Source organism: Nostoc sp. FACHB-892, assembly GCF_014698795.1.
GTDB lineage: Bacteria > Cyanobacteriota > Cyanobacteriia > Cyanobacteriales > Nostocaceae > Nostoc.
In genome coordinates, this window is record NZ_JACJTR010000003.1 from 1 (window position 1) to 15,677 (window position 15,677).

Annotated in this window: 15 protein-coding genes and 1 pseudogene; 10 read left to right on the forward strand and 6 right to left on the reverse strand. The window is 40.8% G+C overall.

The window, feature by feature from the left end; translation table 11 throughout:
* The 5 genes and pseudogenes from H6G96_RS04795 to H6G96_RS04815 form a co-directional block, all read right to left on the reverse strand.
* Nucleotides 1-214: pseudogene (locus tag H6G96_RS04795) on the reverse strand (photosystem II q(b) protein); the annotation flags it as partial.
* Nucleotides 215-492: 278 nt separating this feature from the next.
* The gene (locus H6G96_RS04800) at nucleotides 493-1,164 is read right to left on the reverse strand and encodes a hypothetical protein (protein WP_190910376.1); all 672 of its coding nucleotides are present in this window, start codon (nucleotides 1,162-1,164) and stop codon (nucleotides 493-495) included.
* A gap of 341 nt (nucleotides 1,165-1,505) precedes the next feature.
* Nucleotides 1,506-2,183: a DUF2834 domain-containing protein gene (locus H6G96_RS04805; protein ID WP_190910377.1), complete on the reverse strand. Its 678-nt coding sequence runs from the start codon at nucleotides 2,181-2,183 to the stop codon at nucleotides 1,506-1,508.
* A gap of 102 nt (nucleotides 2,184-2,285) precedes the next feature.
* Nucleotides 2,286-3,440: a heat-inducible transcriptional repressor HrcA gene (locus H6G96_RS04810; protein WP_190910378.1), complete on the reverse strand. Its 1,155-nt coding sequence runs from the start codon at nucleotides 3,438-3,440 to the stop codon at nucleotides 2,286-2,288.
* A 433-nt stretch (nucleotides 3,441-3,873) separates the two neighbouring features.
* Complete coding sequence (locus H6G96_RS04815; protein ID WP_190910379.1) at nucleotides 3,874-4,206, reverse strand: rhodanese-like domain-containing protein; 333 nt, start codon at nucleotides 4,204-4,206, stop codon at nucleotides 3,874-3,876.
* Between the two features lie 157 nt (nucleotides 4,207-4,363).
* Between H6G96_RS04815 and H6G96_RS04820 the strand changes: the two genes are divergently transcribed.
* The 4 genes from H6G96_RS04820 (at nucleotide 4,364) to cysE (ending at nucleotide 8,221) form a co-directional block, all read left to right on the forward strand.
* Nucleotides 4,364-6,025, forward strand: a complete 1,662-nt coding sequence (locus H6G96_RS04820; protein WP_190910380.1) for a DUF3352 domain-containing protein — start codon at nucleotides 4,364-4,366, stop codon at nucleotides 6,023-6,025.
* Nucleotides 6,026-6,177: 152 nt separating this feature from the next.
* Nucleotides 6,178-6,531, forward strand: coding sequence for a hypothetical protein (locus tag H6G96_RS04825; protein ID WP_190910381.1), 354 nt, complete (start codon nucleotides 6,178-6,180; stop codon nucleotides 6,529-6,531).
* 242 nt (nucleotides 6,532-6,773) lie between these two features.
* The gene (locus tag H6G96_RS04830; RefSeq protein WP_190910382.1) at nucleotides 6,774-7,265 is read left to right on the forward strand and encodes a hypothetical protein; all 492 of its coding nucleotides are present in this window, start codon (nucleotides 6,774-6,776) and stop codon (nucleotides 7,263-7,265) included.
* 191 nt (nucleotides 7,266-7,456) lie between these two features.
* Nucleotides 7,457-8,221 (forward strand): serine O-acetyltransferase, encoded by a 765-nt coding sequence (gene cysE / locus H6G96_RS04835; protein WP_190910383.1) that lies wholly within the window; start codon nucleotides 7,457-7,459, stop codon nucleotides 8,219-8,221.
* An 82-nt stretch (nucleotides 8,222-8,303) separates the two neighbouring features.
* On the opposite strand, the gene H6G96_RS04840 is transcribed toward cysE, so the two are convergent.
* Nucleotides 8,304-8,888 (reverse strand): Npun_F5749 family FMN-dependent PPOX-type flavoprotein, encoded by a 585-nt coding sequence (locus H6G96_RS04840; RefSeq protein ID WP_190910384.1) that lies wholly within the window; start codon nucleotides 8,886-8,888, stop codon nucleotides 8,304-8,306.
* A 76-nt stretch (nucleotides 8,889-8,964) separates the two neighbouring features.
* On the opposite strand from H6G96_RS04840, the gene H6G96_RS04845 reads away from it, so the two are divergent.
* From H6G96_RS04845 to urtD, 6 genes are all read left to right on the forward strand, one after another.
* Nucleotides 8,965-9,855 (forward strand): isopenicillin N synthase family oxygenase, encoded by an 891-nt coding sequence (locus tag H6G96_RS04845; RefSeq protein ID WP_190910385.1) that lies wholly within the window; start codon nucleotides 8,965-8,967, stop codon nucleotides 9,853-9,855.
* A 10-nt stretch (nucleotides 9,856-9,865) separates the two neighbouring features.
* Entirely contained in the window at nucleotides 9,866-11,011 is a 1,146-nt protein-coding gene (locus tag H6G96_RS04850) for an FAD-binding oxidoreductase (RefSeq protein ID WP_190910386.1), read from the forward strand.
* Nucleotides 11,012-11,204: 193 nt separating this feature from the next.
* Entirely contained in the window at nucleotides 11,205-12,521 is a 1,317-nt protein-coding gene (gene urtA, locus H6G96_RS04855; protein WP_190910387.1) for an urea ABC transporter substrate-binding protein, read from the forward strand.
* Between the two features lie 94 nt (nucleotides 12,522-12,615).
* Nucleotides 12,616-13,776, forward strand: a complete 1,161-nt coding sequence (locus H6G96_RS04860) for a branched-chain amino acid ABC transporter permease (protein WP_190910388.1) — start codon at nucleotides 12,616-12,618, stop codon at nucleotides 13,774-13,776.
* 30 nt (nucleotides 13,777-13,806) lie between these two features.
* Nucleotides 13,807-14,925: an urea ABC transporter permease subunit UrtC gene (gene urtC, locus H6G96_RS04865; RefSeq protein WP_190910389.1), complete on the forward strand. Its 1,119-nt coding sequence runs from the start codon at nucleotides 13,807-13,809 to the stop codon at nucleotides 14,923-14,925.
* On the forward strand, nucleotides 14,900-15,646 hold the full coding sequence (gene urtD / locus H6G96_RS04870) for an urea ABC transporter ATP-binding protein UrtD (RefSeq protein ID WP_190910390.1): 747 nt from the start codon (nucleotides 14,900-14,902) through the stop codon (nucleotides 15,644-15,646). Before urtC ends, urtD begins: the two co-directional genes overlap by 26 nt.
* Nucleotides 15,647-15,677 lie beyond the last annotated feature (31 nt).

Sequence of the window (15,677 nt, forward strand, 5' to 3'; positions counted from 1 at the left end):
TCAAGGAACCTGCTACTGGTTCACGGATACCATCGATGTCTACTGGAGGTGCGGCGATGAAGGCGATTACGAAGCAGGCGGTAGCGGCTAGCAGGGTGGGGATCATTAGTACGCCGAACCAACCGATATATAAACGGTTGTTGGTGCTGGTGATCCACTCGCAAAACCGATCCCATACGTTGGCGCTTGAGCGCTGTTGTAAGGTTGCTGTCATGGTTTTATAAATGCGATTATTTGTGAATGAATTAGGTAGGTTTGACTACCTGTTACACATCTTAAATAATTTATTGCGTTTTGTAAAGTACTCTGAGAAAAAACATTTCTCTTGGGATTTACGCACCCGGAGTGAAAAATCCCCAACTCACTGAAAAAAAAAGAGGCTCTGCGTAGTGAATAAGCAGGGGGGTAGGTGGTCACTGAGCGTAGCCGTAAAGCCTGCAGCATAGCTACGCTTCGGGCGCAGACTCTCAAAGAGAAGTGGAGCAGGATCTATTAACGATTAGCTATTAGCCATTCTTCACGAATAGTTGATGGCAGGGGCGGGCGCAAGCAAAGATAAATAAGTGGGCCGAGTAGCGGGACAAACACTACAGCCCAAAACACTTGGGGAGTATTCCAGTGGCGACGAGCGATATCATCGCCAAGGATTGTAGGGAATAAAAGACAAAAAAGGCAAAATGCCAAGCTCATGCCATTAATAAAGCGATCGCTTTGGAACTGCTGCACAAAATCTCCCCAATCACCTAAGACAGACGCATAGGCGATCAAAGCAACAGTGCTTAAACTCAAAACAATCCCAAAAAAACGAGAATCCAGCAGCCATAAAAAAGCGTCCTTGTGTCCAGAAAATTCTTGATTTGGTTCACGAAAAGCCAAATATGGTATAAGACCAAGCACTCCTGATGCTAATGATGCCAAGGCAAAAGGCCAAAAAGGAATGCGTTGCATTCTGCCATCAATGAACAACAAACCACTGTAAATTAGTAGCCAGATGCCCACTAGAGAAAACAAGGAAAGGATAATTGGATTTATGGCAAGCCACTGAAGAGTAAATATATTTTTCAGTAGCATTAAGGTTTCTTGTAAATGCAGGGGCGGTGCTAACAGTAAAATATAGCCTATAAATCCAAGCCATAGTAACCACAATGCAACTTTTCTATTCATCGTTTTTAGATGGTATGCATTTAAGATAATTACTAATTTATAATTCGTATTTTTTGCATCTAAATCCCCCTTTCTATAGATAGAACGCTGCCTTTAGCTTGCTTAAAAATAGGGGTATATCTATAGCAGTCTGATTTGATTTGTGAAAAATATAGATAAGGAAACGAACCGCAAAGGACGCATTCGCGCAGCATTTCGTTAGAGAAGGGCGCAAAGGAAAGAAAGAATAAAGAGATATATTTTCACAAATGATTTAGGACTGCTATATAAGTTATTCTTGTTTAAGTTGGGGATTTAGACCCTAACTGAAACTGTCTTTAAATTACGAATTACAAATTACTTTAATTTACAGCTGGTTGCTGACTGGGTATTTCCTCTACACCCACTTCTGTTAGAGGTGGACGCACACACAAATAAATCAAAGGCCCGAATAGCGGTATCAACGCTATTAACCAGAACATTTGTGGATTTTTCCAACCACGACGCGCCATATCATCCCTTAGCAAAGCTGGAAATAATAGGCAAAGTAGACAGAAATCTAAACTCATCACATTGATGAAGCGGTTAGTTTGCCACTGTTGCACAAAATTACCCCAATCTCCTCCTGTTAAACCATAGGCAACTAGAATAATCGTGCCTACCGTCAAGATAACCCCAGTCACACGAGAATCTAGCAGCTTGAGCAAGGCATTCTTTTTACCAACAAACTTATTATTTGGTTCTCTCAAGGCTAAATAGGGTAACAAGGCAAATGCCCCGACTCCGAAAGAGGCAGTAGCAAATAGCCAAGCAGGTATTTTTTGTCCTCTACCATCAATAAATACTACTGCACTGTAGATGAGAGGCCAGATGCCCATGAGGTTGAATAGTGCTACGACTAATGGGTTAACGCCTTGCCATTGGCCAGTAGAAAGGTTTTTAATTAACTCAAATGTACCAGGTTGCTCAGGAGGAGCGAGGAAAAAAGCATAGGTAGTAAATCCCAGCCACAGCACGCCAAAGGCAATTTTTCTAACCATGAAAGAGTTAAAAGGTATTAATTATTGATTTTGCCACTATAAATTAGGCTTATCTACCTGCTATGGTATTGTTCTTTTGTCTAAACCTGTAGCAGGTTGTTTCTATTGGGGATTGAAATAACTGAAAGCTTCTGAGAGGTAATCAGCAGCAGATGCTACTATTGCGATCGCATTTTCATAATCTAAACGTGTTGGCCCCAAAACTCCCACACTTCCTACTGGTATTGAACCTCGGCGATAGGTAGAAGAAATCAAGGAGCAGGTGCGTATCGGTTCTAGAAGATTTTCTGCGCCAATACGAACTGTTACCTTTGACTTGCCCACATCCTCAAGCTCTGGTTCCTCAAATATTAATCGCCATAGTTGGTCTTGTTCTTCTTCCAGCAGGTGGATAATCGTTTGTACCTGCTGTAACTGGGAAAATTCTGGCTGACGCAAAACTTCTGACACACCCCGAACCATAATTTGGGTTGCAGTCGGTGCATGATTGCGACGAGTCAATTCAGCAACTGAATGTTTCAAAAATTCCCCGTAGCGTTGGAACTCCTGATCTAGCTCGCTCCAGTTGAGGTTGGCTAATTCCAACAGACTTCGCCCCCGCAAGTGGGTATTCAAAAAGTTAGAAACAATCTGCAACTCGCGATCGATTACCTCTGAATCTCGTTGTGTCTCCTCTGCTATCGGCGACAAATCCATCAACTTGGAATGTGTCTCATAACTATCGGTGACTACAATTAACATGATCCGCCCCGCTTCAATTTGCACCAATTGCAGATGTCGCAATAGTGCTGTGGTAGTTTGCGGCATAGTAATCAAGCTAATGCAACCACTTAAGGTTGCTAAAATTTGTGCGGCTCCTTGCAATAGGGTTTCTAAACTCCAATCTTCCCACTGGAGGCGCTTTTGCAATGCCATTTCTACTTCTCGTCCTAAAGTTTCTGTACCACTTTGTGGAAGCAAGCTAGCAAGAGCGTCTGTTTGCGACACGCTGCGCGAACGCAGAGAAGGTGTAATTAGCTGGTCAACATAAATGCGATATCCTGAATCTGAAGGGACACGTCCAGCAGAGGCGTGTGGTTGGTAGAGTAACCCGGATTTTTCTAAAACGCCCATCACATTGCGAATCGTGGCTGAACTTACACCTAGGTCGTACTCCTCGACCAAAGCTTTTGAACCAACAGGCTCTGCCGTAGCAATATAGTGACGTACCGTTGCCCAAAGTATATGCTGTTGTCGATTTGTTAACTGGACTTCCATAGGGTATGTAATGCTTGGCGGCAAATTTTAATCAAAGTCTGGAAAAATTTTTGGATTTAATTGAAAACTAAGAATATTAATAATTTATTAAGATAACAAATTATACACTTATGTTGTGATAATTAATCTTAAGGTTCACGTACACCATTCTTTTAACGGATCTTTGCAGCAAAAGCTGAGAGCTTGAATTTACAACATCCTATTTATGGCTTATTTTTGCATAATTCTACATTTATAAAAGTATTATTGTATACGTATTTTTGCGGCGATCGCAGCTAAGATTGAGGTCGAAAAGTTTCGTAATTATGTAGCCAGTGGACAGAGTTGTAAGCTTTCTGGGCAAGCCGCTAAGTTTTTATGTTCTGCTATTTTTAGCATAGCAAAAGCCAGATGGAAGAGTAAGTTCCATCTGAGTGATGCACTTAAACACAAGCTAATACTGGGGAATTGAATGGTCTACTAAGACGGAATAAGCATCAATACCACCCGAAATATTTTGCACATTTGTAAAACCTTGAGCAATTAACCACTGACACATCTGAGCAGAGCGGATGCCGTGATGACATAGTACAAGGGTTTCAGCTTGGGGATTGAAGAGGTTAGGAACTTGATCTCCCCATTCGGCAAATTGGCTTAAGGGTAGATTGACAAAGCCCTCAATGCTAGCAATCTCCAATTCTTGTGGTTCGCGTACATCTACTAGCTGAATACTTGCATCATTAGAAGAAAGACGTTGTGCCAGTTCTTGTACACTTATGTGGTTCATGGGTTGACTAAAAGAATTCCCGATAAACAGTCCTAATACTATTTATGGTGACAGAAAATCTCTACCTTTGCATGAGTATCCATTCTCAAGAAGGTCGATAAATCCTGGTAGGCTTTCTGCTTAAATGGCTGTAAACCGTCTTTTTTAAAGGTTTAATGTGAATAGGCAACGCTCATTTATTGGTTTCATCGTAGCTGGTGCGATCGCACTGCTAGTAATTGCGATCGCTAGCTTTTACTGGTTTTTTGCTAAAAGTCCGGCTAACATCACTGCTTCTACCGGACAGCCAAATGCAGCCATATTCGTGTCGAAACTTTCCCCGGCAATGGTTTCATTGCTGGCGAATCCTGACCGTTTGCAGGCGTTGGAGCGTGAAGGAGAACTATCTCAACTCAAAACCAGTTTATTTGCCAAGAGTGGCATAGATTACAAAGAAGACGTTCAACCCTGGTTAGGGGACGAAATTACCTTAGCTATCACCACCCTAGATATTGATCGCGATCGAGAAAACGGACAGCAGCCAGGGTATTTGTTGGCACTAGCAACCAAGCAACCGGAGAAAAGCCGCGAGTTTGTCGAGTTGTTGTTTTCCAAACGGGCGTTAGGTGGGGCAAATTTAACTGTTGAACAATACAAAGGTGTAAAGCTAATTTATAACAATTCTCAACCAGAGCGGGACTTGCTTGCAGGTGCTGTTGTTGGTGAAGGCTTTGTGTTGTTTGCCAATGATCCGAAAGTGTTGCGAGATGCAATCAATAATGTTCAAGCTCCCGATCTGAATTTGACTAGCTCCCCCGAATACCAAAAAGCTATTAAAGAATCACCCAAAGGTGGTTTAGCTGTAGCTTTCTTGAATCTTCCCATTGTGGCGAAATGGCAAGGTTTAGAACTGCCAGAACAAACCTACGACAGCGAGATTATTTCTCTGGCGTTGAACCCCAAAGGATTGCTAGCAGAAACCAGCTTTCTAACTTCATCAGAAATTGTTTCCCCGTCTTCACCACTATCTAAACCTGTAGGAGCATTGCAGTATGTTCCAGCGTCCACAGGTTTGGCAATTTCTGGCTCAAATTTGAGTAATTTGGGTAACAGTGATTTAGCCAAACTCTGGAGACAAGCAACAGCAACTATATATGGTTCTGAGAAAGATGTGGTTTCTCGGTTAGCTAAACCCTTGGCGGATGTTCAAAAACGCTGGGGTATAAACTTACCAGAGGATATTTTTAGCTGGGTACAGGGAGAATATGCCGTAGCATTGTTACCTGATAAAGAGCAAACAACCCCTCATTGGATTTTTGTAGTAGAAAAATCCGAGAGTGTAGAACAAGGCGTTGCTCGATTAGATGCGATCGCCTCATCAAATGGACTCAGCATTAATCCCGTGACTATAGACAAGCAAAAAATCTTCGCTTGGACAGAGTTAACTACGGCTACTAAAAAAAGCGATGTTAAAGAGGGAGCATCTTTCAGCATTGAAACAAAAGTCAGAGGATTGCATACAACTTTAGGAAATTACGAAATTTTCAGCTCTGACTTAGAAACGATGGATGAAATTATCACAGCCAAGAATGATTCCTTAATTGACAATCCCAATTTCCAAGATAGTATTGCTGCGATTCCCTTACCAAATCAAGGCTATATATATCTTGACTGGACAAAGAGCCAAAATTTGTTAGAGCGTCAAGTACCGATTCTCAAACTAGTGGAAGTTTTAGGGAAACCGTTTTTTGATAATCTGCGATCACTCACAGTTAGTAGTTATGGAACTGACACGCGATCGCTCAAAGGTGGCGTTTTCTTCCAACTCAATAATTTTTGAGATTTTTATAAAAGCTTAAGTGCAGAAGGTTAAAAATTATTTTACCTTCTGCCTTTTTTGGCAAGGTTAACATATCTGTTGTATTCGACACACCCGATATTCTCTATCTGCCTAATGAGTAAAGAAGTGGAAATAAAACTAGGAGCTAAATCATGAAGTATACGTATATTTTGAGAATTGATTGTGGAAGATCAAAACTGAAAATAGTTAACGATATTTTGGGTGTTGATAGTAACTCTAATAATTATTGGGAGCAAATACTTATTGAAGAAGCTTTAGACCCTCCAGTAAATTTTTTAGATAGATTTTTAAACCTTTTAGAAGGGAAATATCACAAGCTTTCTATGGTTGGGGTGAACAAAGATGATATCTCCGTGTGGATGTATTACGAATATGATGAACAATGTAACATATCATTTTCACCTGAAGGTATGAAACGTCTAGGAGACAATCAAATTACTTTATGTATTTCATGCTGGGAATCACATAGCAAAAATACTTCATAGCAAACTTTATGGTTTAGTTTTTTAATTCCATTATCTAAAATTCAAAATTAGTATAAATCACCAGTTTTATAATTGTCGCTGCTGTTTATATCAAGAGACAGCCTAGCAACTAGCTGTTTGCTTGAAAAATACTCGATTGTGTCACATTTTAATGTGGCACAACCAACTGAAATTTTACTGGAGTTTTTTCATTAGAATATGTATATATCACTACTAATTAAAAAGCCTGTTGGAGGGCTACTATGAAATACTGTCGCCCCCGACTTCAGTTTCGCGGCGGCTGGCTGTTGGCTTTAATTAGCACCATCACAGCTACGCCTGTAATAGCAGAGACAGTGAATTTTGGCACTTTCAAATTATCAACCAACTTTAATCCAGCACAAGGAACAGTGCAGGGGTTTACAGGTGGTTCTTATTCATTGTCTGCCACAAGTAACCGCGATCGCGATCAAAAAGCCTGTATTGGCTTTGCCGATCCTAATCCAGATCATATTATGGTTTTGGAAAATGAATTTTCCCAGTTAACAATCCAAGTCGATAGCAACAACACCGACACTACTTTACTAATTCAAGGCCCAGATCAAACTACGATTCGTTGCGGCGATGACACTGGTAAAAGTAAAGATGCTAGCGTTAGCGATCGCAACTGGAAAAGTGGCACTTATCGGATTTGGGTAGGTACATTTAATCCTGGGGTTAAGCAAGATTATACTTTGAAAGTGGAGCAGCAGTGAAGTTGGGAGTTGGGAGTTGGGAGTTAGGAGTTGGGAGTTAGGAGTTAGCGATTAGGTATTGTGTATTGGTAAGAATTTATGCCCAATGCCCAATGCCCAATTCCCAATTCCCAATCCCCAATTTTTAGGTATCACGCCTGAAAGGATAATATGGGAGAGTAGCTTGTTGTGCTTTCCGAGGGTGCTATCTCGTGCTATCTATACTGCGTGCTGACTTTCGTATCATATTTGAACGTGACCCAGCTGCTCGTAACTGGTTGGAAGTTTTATTTTGTTACCCTGGTTTGCAAGCCCTGCTATTCCATAGGCTGGCTCACTGGTTGTACACTGTTGGTCTTCCCTTTATTCCCCGCCTGATTTCTCACGTGGCTCGGTTTTTGACTGGAATTGAAATCCACCCTGGTGCAGTAATTGGAAAAAGTGTGTTTATTGACCACGGGATGGGTGTAGTAATTGGTGAAACTGCGATCGTGGGAGACTATGCCCTAATTTATCAAGGTGTCACCCTTGGAGGTACTGGTAAAGAATGTGGTAAGCGCCATCCAACTGTGGGTGAAAATGTCGTAGTTGGGGCTGGAGCTAAGGTACTGGGCAATATCCAAATTGGTAATAATGTCCGTATTGGTGCTGGGTCTGTTGTTCTAAGGGATGTCCCTTCAGACTGTACTGTGGTAGGTGTGCCTGGGCGCATTATGTATCGTTCTGGAGTTCGGGTTGCACCTCTTGAACACAATAACTTACCAGATTCAGAAGCTCAAGTAATTCGTGCTTTAGTTGACAGAATTGAGGCGTTGGAAGAACAAATACAAACTCTTCAGCGCAGCAATTCTTCAGAAAAAACTCCTGTTTTAGTGGGTTGTTTAGCCACCGAAGAGGATGAGCCAACCCACGATACTCGCTGGTGCAACCTCAAAGATAAGACTATCCAGCAATTTCTAGATGGTGCGGGTATTTAAATCAAGTTAGGAGTTAGGAGTTAGGAGTGAGGAATAAAAATTATCCTTACATCTTCCAATTCATGACTCCTAACTGACAAAATTAAGGATTAATTTCTTCACAAAACCATTCCTGATTTTCATCGCGGCGATAAAACTTTCTATTTTGTGGTTCGCCGCGTAATTCTAAATGGTCTACTTGCATCGGATCGAGTAGCAGTAGACAAAAGTTAGGTACTGGCTCAACAGGATTGGGTGCTGGTGGCTCAAAAGCTCCTAATTCTTGGATTCTAGGTTTACCAGGATAGGGCCAAGCAAACTGTAAACGCGCCGCATCACTTAATTCTTGCCACATTGCTATCCGGGCTAGTTGTAAATCCTGGCCAGAATCATCACTGCTTACCAGAGTCAAACAGCCAGTGATTCGGAATTGTTCGCGTGTATTGGGGAAGTACCAGCAAACTTCTGCCCAAGGTTGTTGCTGTATCTGGTCGGCTTTAGCGCTACGAGTATCAGTAATAAATTTTAGCTGGTTTGTATCTTCTAGAAAACCGCGAAAGACTAGGGTACGATTAGCGGGACGACCGTTTGGCTGCACCGTTGCTAGTTGGAGGTAACGAGCATAAACAAGGCTGCGGTTGCGATGGAGTGCATGAGCGATCGCGCTTCGCCAAGGAGCAAGAGTCATTATAAAGTTTCGTACCTAAGTATTAAGTATACTACTGTTAACAAAACAAAAACACAAACTTTCTAATTATATATAAATGGTTACAATTCCAATAATAGATTTAACTGCGTTTACTAATGGCGACACAATAACTCGGCAAAATATTATCAAACAAATTTATCAAGCTTGCCATGAAATTGGCTTCATGTACTTGCATTCAGGAATATCAAAAGACTTAATCAGGCAAGTATTCAATTACAGTAAATCTTTCTTCAATTTACCATTGGAAGTTAAACAAAAGCAGGCTTGGAGTGATGAGTTTAATAATACAGGATACGTCAGTCTTGAGAGAGAACGTCTTGACCCCAATAAACCAGGCGACTTAAAAGAGGCGTTGAATGTAAGCAAACAAGCAGCTATGAGAATAGATGCTTCTATTGTCGCCTTTTATGATAGTTGCACAGAATTTGCTAACACAGTGTTACAAGCTTATGCTTTGGCGTTGGAATTGCCAGAAGATTTTTTTATCACAAGACACAATCAACAAAATCATACCTTGCGCTTACTCCACTATCCCCCATTGCAGACACCACCCAAACCCGGACAGGTGCGTGCTGGTGAGCATTCCGATTATGGCAGCATTACTTTACTTTTCCAAGATAACGTTGGCGGGTTGGAAGTACAGACAGCATCTGGAAATTGGATTGTCGCGCCTGCGATTCCTGATACTGTGGTAGTTAATACTGGCGATTTAATGCAACGGTGGACAAATGATATATTTTGCTCAACCAAGCATCGAGTAATGATTCCCAGCGATAACAGGGTGAAGCAGTCGCGTTATTCTATGGCTTTTTTCTGTCATCCTAATGATAATACAGAAATAGTTTGTCTGGAAAGTTGCCAGAAAGAACAATCGCCTATTTATTCGCCTATCCTGGCGGGAGAATATCTTTTAAGTCGTTTACAAGCAACTTATGGTAATTCGTAATTCGTAAAATATGAAAACCTACGACTGGATTGTGGTTGGTGGTGGAATTGCAGGTGCTGCACTGGCATACGAATTAGTAAAAACAGGTTTTGCTATTCTTTTGTTAGAGCAATATGAAACACCACAGAATGCAACTCGTTATAGTTATGGTGGACTTGCTTATTGGTCGGGTACTACACCACTAACTCGTCTATTGTGCAAAGAAGCAATCGCACTTTACCATATCCTATCTCAAGAGTTAAACGCTGATATCCAGTTTCGGGAATTAGATTTATTACTTACTATTTCAGCCGCTAATGACCCAGAAGCAACGGCTGCATCATATAATCATTTTGCCATTCCACCCCGTTTATTGAGTGTTCAGGAAGCTTGTGAGTTGGAACCACTGCTAAATCGAGAGGCGATATCTGGTGCTTTAACTGTTAAACACGGTCATATCAACCCAGAAAAAACAGCACAAGCCTACGTCCAAGCCTTTCTGCGTGCTGGGGGTGAAATGCAGATTACTCAAGTATTGCAAGTATTGCAAGATGGTGTAAAAACAACTACTGCAACTTACCACAGTGCCAACGTTGCTATTTGTGCAGGTGGACTCAGCCGCCAACTACTAAAATCTGCTGGTATTCCCGTCAAGCTGTATTTTACCCATGCAGAAATTATTGAAACCCCACCTGTAGATGTGCAGTTACGCACCTTAGTTATGCCAGCTAATCTGCAACGATTTCAACTAGAAGCTGAATCTACTCAAGTTGATGAATTGTGGAATCAACCAGGTAATGAGCCAGTACCACCAATTTTAGATGCGGGTGCGATTCAGTTTCAAGATGGTAGCTTTCGCATCGGTCAAATTAGCCGCGTTCTCACAGATCCTTATGCCAAGGTAAACTCAGAGGCGAGTGAAAAATGGTTGCGAAAAAGTGTCGGTGAGGTTTTACCAGCTTTGGAGAATTTACCAGGAACTTGGCATGATTGCTTAGTGGGATTTAGTAGCGATCGCCTACCTTTAATTGGTACTATCCCAGGATTTGAGAGCGTTCATCTATTCTCTGGGTTTAGCAATCCTTTGGTGATTATACCACCTTTGGCAAAGCGCTTTGCTAATTTTGCATCTGGCAAGGAAGATGAGATTATTATCCAGCTATCTCTTCATCGCTGACAATAATTTCACAATACTAGGCTTAACAAAGATTAATAATATAAAGTTATTTTTTTATTACAAAAACCATACATTTTGTATAAGAAGTAACTTTTTCCTAGTAAACTATCGCACTATCATCACACTTTAAAGTTTAATATTGTCAGCTTTCTATTAAGTTGGTTGATTGATCAAGAGGAAAATTCATAAAAATATGAGAAGACAATTTAACAGACGCAAGTTTTTTATCTACGGTTCTTTAACTTTTGGAAGCAGCTTTTTTCTGAAGGCTTGCGCGAATAATTCCCCAACTGCTACAGAGAGTCCAGCCGCGCCTCCTGCTGCTTCTCCTGCTGCGGCTACTGCTGGTGACACCATCAAAGTAGGAATTTTGCACTCTTTGAGTGGTACGATGTCTATTAGTGAAAAAAGCGTTGTTGATGCTGAAAAATTAGCAATTAAAGAAATTAACGCTGCTGGTGGTGTCTTAGGTAAACAAATTCAAGCAATTACCGAAGATGGTGCTTCTAATTGGGATACTTTTAGAGAAAAAGCAACCAAGCTAATTGATCAAGATAAAGTCAGTGTAGTTTTTGGTTGTTGGACTTCTGCTAGCCGTAAGAATGTTAAGCCAGTATTTGAGAGCAAAAATCATATGCTCTGGTACCCTGTGCAATATGAAGGTCAAGAATGTTCTAAAAATATTTTCTACACTGGCGCTGCGCCAAATCAGCAAATCGAACCATCTGTTGATTGGCTGTTAAAAAATAAAGGAAAAGAATTCTTCTTAGTTGGCTCTGACTACGTTTTTCCCCGTACTGCTAACACAATTATTAAAGCTCAATTAGAAGCTTTAGGCGGAAAAACAGTTGGTGAAGATTATTTACCTCTTGGGAATACAGAAGTTACACCAATTATCACGAAAATTAAGCAAAATTTGCCAAATGGTGGCGTGATTTATAACACCCTAAATGGTGATAGCAATGTTGCTTTCTTCAAACAACTGAAAGGGGCTGGATTAACACCAGACAAATATCCTTCGATGTCTGTCAGTATCGCTGAAGAAGAAGTCAAAGCAATTGGTGTAGAGTATCTCCAAGGCCACTATGCAGCTTGGAACTATTTTCAAACAGTAGACACACCTGCTAATAAGAAGTTTGTTGCAGCTTTCAAGAAAGAGTACGGTCAAAATAGGGTGACAAATGACCCAATGGAAGCAGCATACATCGCCGTATATTTGTGGAAGCAAGCAGTACAAAAAGCTGGAACTACTGATTTAGAAAAAGTGCGGGCTGCGGCTTATGGTCAAACTATAGATGCACCTGAAGGTAAAGTAACAATGGATGCCAATCATCACATATCTAAAATTGTGCGGATTGGTCAAGTTAGACAAGATGGATTGTTTGATATTGTTTATGCTACTCCGACAGCCGTTGAGCCAGTTCCTTGGAATCAATTTGTAAAAGAGACTAAGGGATTTGCTTGTGATTGGAATGACCCGGCTAAGGGTGGTAAATACAAGAAAGTTTAATTTCTTAGTCATTGGTCATTAGTCATTAGTCATTAGTGAATAACAGATGATAATAAGTGACTAATGACAAATAGATGCTATGTAGGAGAAATAAGTGTTAGCAGGATTTTTAGAAGCTGTATTTAATGGTATTAGTATTGGCGCTGTATTATTAATTGCCGCATTGGGACTAGCCATTATATTTGGATTGATGGGCGTTATTAATATGGCGCATGGTGAGTTAATGATGTTTGGTGCTTATGCCACATTTGTTGTGCAAAATGTATGTAAGCAATTGGGTGGAGTATGGTTTGAAGTCTATATATTTTTGGCTTTGATTATCGCTTTTATTTTCACAGCTACTATAGGACTGATTTTAGAAAAAAGTGTAATCCGTTATCTCTATGGGCGACCTCTAGAAACTCTCTTGGCAACTTGGGGAGTAAGTTTAATTTTTCAGCAGTTTGTTCGCAGTGTGAATTGGGTATTGATAATTAGTATTGCCATATTTTCTCTGTTATTTTTTGGAGGTTTATGGATTTTAAATTCCCGCACAGATTTGGGAAGAGTTCGTAACTGGATTGTGGCGATGATATTTTTATTATCACTGGGGGTGACAATTACAACGGGCAATTTATTGAGTCAAACTTATCAGCTAGCAGTTACTCAACCTTGGTTTGGCGCTCAAAATGTGGATGTAACAGCACCGACTTGGTTGCAAACAGGTATATCTTTGGGCGGTGTACAATTACCCTTTGCTAGGTTATTTATTATTAGTTTAACAATCATCTGTGTGACGGGAATTTATTTATTTTTACAACGTTCTAGCTGGGGTTTAAGAATTCGGGCTGTAACGCAAAATCGGAGTATGAGTGCTTGTTTGGGAATTCCAACTCAAAAGGTTGATGCGATTACTTTTGCACTAGGTTCTGGTTTAGCTGGTGTGGCTGGATGTGCGATTAGTTTACTGGGTTCTGTAGGGCCAAATACGGGACAAAACTATATTATTGATACTTTTATGGTTGTTGTGGTTGGGGGTGTGGGCAATTTAGCCGGGACGATTGTGGCGGCGTTGGGTATTGGTACGGCTAATTTTTTAATTGGTTCTGGGACTTTGGCTTTGCTGTTGAGTCGTGTTAAGCCTTTGGCTGATTTGTTTAGCTTTTTTGCAACGACGAGTATGGCTAAGGTGTTGGTATTTGCGCTGATTATTGTGTTTTTACAGTGGAAGCCTGGGGGGATTTTTCCGCAAAAGGGACGTACTGTTGATCTTTAACGAACCGCAGAGACGCAGAGGACGCAGAGAATGAAGAAGAAGGAAGGAGGGTTATTAATTGAGGTGGGGGTGGTGGTTGCGATCGCACTCTTCCTTATAATTGTTATGCCACTGTTGCTGTCGGAGTTTCGTCTAAATTTGTTGGGGCGATTTTTGTCGCTGGCAATTGTGGCTTTAGGTATTGATTTGATTTGGGGGTATACTGGTTTATTGAGTTTGGGACATGGTATTTTCTTTGGTTTGGGTGGATATGCGATCGCAATGTACCTGAAGCTGCAAGTTCCTACTGGTGAGTTACCTGATTTCATGGGACTTTATGGGGTTACGGAACTTCCCGCTTTTTGGCAACCTTTTTATTCATTTCCTTTGACAATAGCTTTTGTAGTACTAATTCCAGGGTTATTGGCGGGATTATTGGGATATTTAGTATTTAGGAATCGCCTTAAGGGAGTTTATTTTTCCATCTTGACTCAAGCCGGAACTATTGTATTTTTCAACTTCTTTAACGGTCAGCAACAATTTTTCAACGGTACGAACGGACTCATAGATTTTACAACCTTGTTTGGGGCAACGGTCAGCGATGCCAAAACGCAATTTGTTTTCTATATTTTTACGGTAGTGTTTCTCGCAGCCACCTACGGGCTTTGTCGCTGGTTGACAACTGGACGCTTTGGCAGATTGTTAATAGCTATTCGTGATGATGAAAGTCGGGTAAGATTTTCTGGCTACGACCCTACAGATTATAAGGTGCTGGTGTTTGCAGTTTCAGGTGCGATCGCAGGTATAGCAGGAGCATTTTACACCATCCAGAGTGGTTCTGTCTCACCCAGAGCAATGGATATTGCTTTTTCGATTGAAATGGTGATTTGGGTAGCTGTAGGGGGACGCGCTACTTTAATTGGCGCGATTGTGGGAACTTTGTTAGTAAATTATGCCCGCACTTTTTTAAGCGAACAATTTGCAGAAATCTGGCTATTTTTTCAAGGCGCACTATTTTTGATAGTCGTTACAGTGCTTCCTGACGGCATAGTTGGATGGTTGCGTAGTCAGAATATTTCTCTTTTCCACCGCCGTCAACAAATTGCTACATATCCCACCTTGGAAGAAGACGCTGAAGTGCAACATGAACGCGAAAATATTGGAAACTGAAAACGTAACTGTTAGTTTTGACGGATTTAAGGCTTTAAATCAGCTTAACTTTAGCATGGATATGGGTGAATTACGGGTAGTAATTGGCCCCAATGGCGCGGGAAAGACAACATTTCTGGATGTGATTACAGGGAAAGTGCAACCAACCGTTGGGCGAGTTTTATTCAAAGGAAAAAACCTGCGTTCTTTACCTGAATATAAAATTGCGCGGTTAGGAATTGGGCGCAAGTTTCAAACACCCCGAATTTACTTAAATTTAACGCCCAGTGAAAATCTAGAAATTACTAGCAACCGCAATAAAAATGTCTTTTCTACTTTGTTTGGACGTTCTAATACTGCTGAAAAAAATAATATCAAAGGATTATTAGAAACTATTGGTTTAACTGCTAAAGCTGGCATCAGAGCAGGTTTACTTTCCCACGGCGAAAAGCAGCGTTTAGAAATTGGGATGTTAGTAGCACAGTCCCCTGACTTATTATTAGTTGATGAACCCGTTGCTGGTTTAACAGATGAAGAAACCTATAACATCGGTGAATTACTCTTAGCACTAGCACAAAGTCATTCAATTTTAGTCATTGAACACGATATGGAATTTGTGCGTCAAATTGCCAAGAAAGTAACGGTGTTACATGAAGGTTCGGTGCTGTGCGAAGGGAATTTTGAGGAAGTACAAAATGACTCTCGTGTTATTGAAGTATATTTAGGAAAACAGGAAGACTAAATTTTTAGCTCTACAAAGCTTAGATATACTA

Excerpts from the sequence above, each read along its gene's own strand:
- H6G96_RS04800 (WP_190910376.1), bottom strand. The coding sequence starts at position 1,164 with ATGAATAGAAAAGTTGCATTGTGGTTACTATGGCTTGGATTTATAGGC.
- H6G96_RS04805 (WP_190910377.1), bottom strand. The coding sequence starts at position 2,183 with ATGGTTAGAAAAATTGCCTTTGGCGTGCTGTGGCTGGGATTTACTACC.
- H6G96_RS04810 (WP_190910378.1), bottom strand. The coding sequence starts at position 3,440 with ATGGAAGTCCAGTTAACAAATCGACAACAGCATATACTTTGGGCAACG.
- H6G96_RS04815 (WP_190910379.1), bottom strand. The coding sequence starts at position 4,206 with ATGAACCACATAAGTGTACAAGAACTGGCACAACGTCTTTCTTCTAAT.
- H6G96_RS04825 (WP_190910381.1), top strand. The coding sequence starts at position 6,178 with ATGAAGTATACGTATATTTTGAGAATTGATTGTGGAAGATCAAAACTG.
- H6G96_RS04830 (WP_190910382.1), top strand. The coding sequence starts at position 6,774 with ATGAAATACTGTCGCCCCCGACTTCAGTTTCGCGGCGGCTGGCTGTTG.
- H6G96_RS04840 (WP_190910384.1), bottom strand. The coding sequence starts at position 8,888 with ATGACTCTTGCTCCTTGGCGAAGCGCGATCGCTCATGCACTCCATCGC.
- H6G96_RS04845 (WP_190910385.1), top strand. The coding sequence starts at position 8,965 with ATGGTTACAATTCCAATAATAGATTTAACTGCGTTTACTAATGGCGAC.
- H6G96_RS04850 (WP_190910386.1), top strand. The coding sequence starts at position 9,866 with ATGAAAACCTACGACTGGATTGTGGTTGGTGGTGGAATTGCAGGTGCT.
- urtA (WP_190910387.1), top strand. The coding sequence starts at position 11,205 with ATGAGAAGACAATTTAACAGACGCAAGTTTTTTATCTACGGTTCTTTA.
- urtC (WP_190910389.1), top strand. The coding sequence starts at position 13,807 with ATGAAGAAGAAGGAAGGAGGGTTATTAATTGAGGTGGGGGTGGTGGTT.
- urtD (WP_190910390.1), top strand. The coding sequence starts at position 14,900 with ATGAACGCGAAAATATTGGAAACTGAAAACGTAACTGTTAGTTTTGAC.